At 63.5% G+C, this 3,448-nt stretch carries 2 protein-coding genes; both read right to left on the bottom strand.

The annotated features are described in order from the left end of the window. Positions 1–109 precede the first annotated feature (109 nt). Positions 110–1,051: an outer-membrane lipoprotein carrier protein LolA gene (locus tag Q0349_RS03190; RefSeq protein WP_298079432.1), complete on the bottom strand. Its 942-nt coding sequence runs from the start codon at positions 1,049–1,051 to the stop codon at positions 110–112. Positions 1,052–1,219: 168 nt separating this feature from the next. Continuing rightward, positions 1,220–3,448, bottom strand: a 2,229-nt coding sequence (locus Q0349_RS03185) for a DNA translocase FtsK (protein ID WP_298079431.1), incomplete at its 5' end; no start/stop codon positions are given.

Here is a 3,448-nt window from a genome sequence, read left to right as displayed (position 1 = left end):
TGTTTTGGCTGTAGGGTGGGGCTTGCCCCACCGCGAAAGCCGGATATTTCGTGGTGGTGGGTCAAGACCCACCCTACGTTTAGTCTGCGGGGAAGGGGCAGGCGGCGGGTTATTTGCCGACGATGTCCACGCCGGGCGGCGGGGTAAATTCAAATTGTTTGGCGGGGATGCCGGCGTTGCGTTTCATGTTGCTGAAGGTGAGGACGGTTTGGCTGCTGCCACCGTCGATCATCACCGCGCTGATGGTGTTACCGTCCAGCACGATCCAGAGGCTGTCGTATTCTTCCTGGTGTTTTTTCGGTTTGAGGCGGTAGGCGACGCCGTTTGCCGCGTATTTTTGCAGGCGCGCCGGAACGAGGTTTTTCACGGTGCGGTTGGTCTGGAAGTTGCGCGAGATGTTGTCATCGCCGTTCAGGAGTTCGACGGCGACGTCGCCAACGAGTTCGCTGCGGTCGCGCACGCTGATTTGTTCGAGGTCAATGTCGTAGTGGTAAACCTTTTTGCCGTTGCTGATGATTTTTTGCGGGTTCGGCCGCTGGTAGTCCCAGTAGAATTTGCCTGGTTTGGCGACCCACATTTGGCCTGAGCTCGTTTCCTGGCCGCGTTTGTTGTACACGGTTTGGGTGAAGCTGGCTTGCAGGTCTTTGGTGCCGCGCATGAAGGATTCCAGCGCGTTTGCGTCGTTGGCGGCAGGCGCGGCGGCGGCTGGTTGTTGGGGTTCGGGCGCGGTGGCAGCGGCGGCGGTTGCGGCAGCCGCTACCGGGGCGGTACGGGTGGCGGCGCCGAAGGGACGTTCGCGGGTGGGCTTGTCAGCGGCAGGTTTGTCGTTGGTCGCTTTGGCCGCAGGTTGTTTGACGGCAGCGGCGAAGGGTTTTTCTTTGGCAGCAGCGGGCGGGTTGGTTGCCGGTTTTTTGGCGGGTTGGTTGCCGCTGTCTTTTTTGGCAGCCGCCGCCGGTTTTTTGGGTTCTTTGGCGTTGTCGCCGGGCGCAGCGTGGGCGGCGGGCAGGGCAAGGGCGAGTGCCAGCAGGGCGGCGGTCAGGGGTTTTTTCATGGGGTGTTCCTTGTGGGTTGGTTTGGGGCGGGACTATACGGGGGCGCGGTTTGCGCAGGTTTTGGCGGGGGATGACGGGGCGGTAAGGGTTGGGTCGCGCTGGTATCGCCAATTTTCATCAGTGGTGATTTCACGGGCGCTATCCCCTCCCCCACGGGGAAGGGGCTTTTAGTATTCTTCGCCGCCACCGCCAGGAGTGAGGACTTTGCGGATGCCTTTGTTGTCCGGGCGGGAGACGAGTCCGGCGCGCTCCATCACGTCCACCATGCGCGCGGCGCGGTTGTAGCCGATGCTGAGGTGGCGTTGCAGGCCGGAGATGGAGGCTTTGCCGGATTCGATGACGACTTGTACGGCCTGATCGTAGAGCGGGTCGAGTTCGCCGTCTTCGTCGCCACCGCTGCTGCTGCCGTTGCCGCCGGGGGTGGCGGCGGCCGGGTCGGTGATGTCTTCGTAGTGCGGTTCGCCCTGGGTTTTGAGGTAGGTGGTGAGGCGATCCACTTCTTTGTCGTCAATGAATGCACCGTGGACGCGACGCATACTGCTGCCCGGTTCAAGGTAGAGCATATCACCGTTACCGAGCAGCGATTCGGCACCCTGGCTGTTCAGGATGGTGCGCGAGTCGATTTTGGAGGAGACCTGGAAGGCGATGCGCGTCGGGATGTTGGATTTGATGAGGCCGGTGATAACGTCCACCGACGGGCGTTGGGTCGCCAGTATCATGTGAATCCCGGCGGCGCGCGCTTTTTGCGCGATGCGGGCGATGAGTTGTTCGACGTTTTTGCCCGCGACCATCATCATGTCCGCCAGTTCGTCGATGACGATGACGATGTGCGGCAGCGGTTTCAAATCCGGCACGGGGTTGGCGAGGCCGACGTAGAGGGTGGGGTCAACCAGCGGGTCGGGGATGTGTTCGCCGCGCGCTTCGGCTTCGCGGATGATTTTGTTGAATTCGTCCAGTTTGCGCACTTTCAGCGCCACCATCAGTTGGTAGCGGCGTTCCATTTCGGCGACCGCCCAGCGCAGCGCGTTTTCGGCGTCGCTCATGTCGGTGACGACCGGCGCGAGCAGGTGCGGGATGTCGCGGTACATGGCGAGTTCGACGGTTTTCGGGTCAACCAGGATCAGTTTCAGCTCGTCCGGCTTGGCTTTGAACAGCATGCTGGCGAGGATGACGTTGATGCCCACCGATTTGCCGGAGCCGGTGGTACCGGCGACGAGCAGGTGCGGCATTTTGCCGAGGTTGGCGATGACCGGTTTGCCGCTGATGTCGGCGCCGAGGACGACGGTGAGCGGTGAGGTTTCTTTTTGGTATTGCGGCGATTCGAGGACGCCGCGCAGCGGCACCATTTCGCGTTTGCGGTTCGGGATTTCGAGGCCGATGAAGGGGCGACCAGGGATGACTTCAACCACGCGCACGCTTTGCACCGAGAGCAGGCGGGCGATGTCGCGCTCCAGATTGGTAATCGAGCTGACTTTGATGCCGGGGGCGAGCGAGAGTTCGATGCAGGTGACGACCGGGCCGACGATGATGTTTTCGACGCGCACGCTCAGTTTGTAGTTTTTCAGCGCCTGCTCAACCTGCATCGCCATTTCGTCGAGCTCCTCGTCGCTGTAATTGGCGACGGCGGTTTTGCCGGGGTTCAGCAGGTCGAGTGCGGGCAACTGGTAGGGTTTTTCGATGCGCGAGGGGGCGATGAACGGCGCGCGGTTGCCCGCTACCGCCACGGCGGCACCGGCGCCGCTGTTGAGGCGGACGCGCAGTTGCGGTTCGTTGCGGTCGCCGCTTTCTTCCGCCGGGGCGACGGGTTCGGCGGTCGCGGGAGTGTCGTAGTTGTCGTCGAGTGCGGCGAAATCGTCTTCATCCACCGTGCCGAGGTCTTCGTCGTTGGCGGCATCGTTGGCAGCGGTGAGCCAGGTGCTGTCTTCGCCTTGCAGCGGCAAGCCCGCCTCCTGACGGCGGGCGAAGTAGTCGCTTTTCGGGCGGTAATCGTCGCCGTCTGCGGGCGGCGGCGGGACTTCTTCCGGCTCCGGTGCGATTTGCGATTTGTAGTGCGCCCAGCTCAGGTTGGGCTCGCTGCGCACGGGCGGCGCTTCTTCGCCCGGCTGGTGGCGCGGCGGCGCGCGGAAGGCGAGGTGTTCGCCGTCTTCCCGGTCAGGCGACAACACGGGCGCGCGGTTGTAGGTTGGGGTACGTTGTGGACGCGGCTTGTTCCGTCCTTTTTCGGCGCGATATGCCCGGTATTTGTCCAGCGCCGCCAGGGCGCGTTCACGCAAGGCCGCACCGAGGCCGCTCCCGGCCGGTGCGTCGTCGCCGTCCCCGCTTTCCGGGTCGCGCAGGCGGCTGCGGCGCGGACCGTCGCTCGCCGGCGGCTGGTGCGCCTGGCCATCCACTTTGCG

Origin of the sequence: uncultured Cardiobacterium sp., from assembly GCF_938028185.1 — a bacterium.
Taxonomy (GTDB): domain Bacteria; phylum Pseudomonadota; class Gammaproteobacteria; order Cardiobacteriales; family Cardiobacteriaceae; genus Cardiobacterium.
This window is presented reverse-complemented; position numbering and strand designations above follow the sequence as displayed.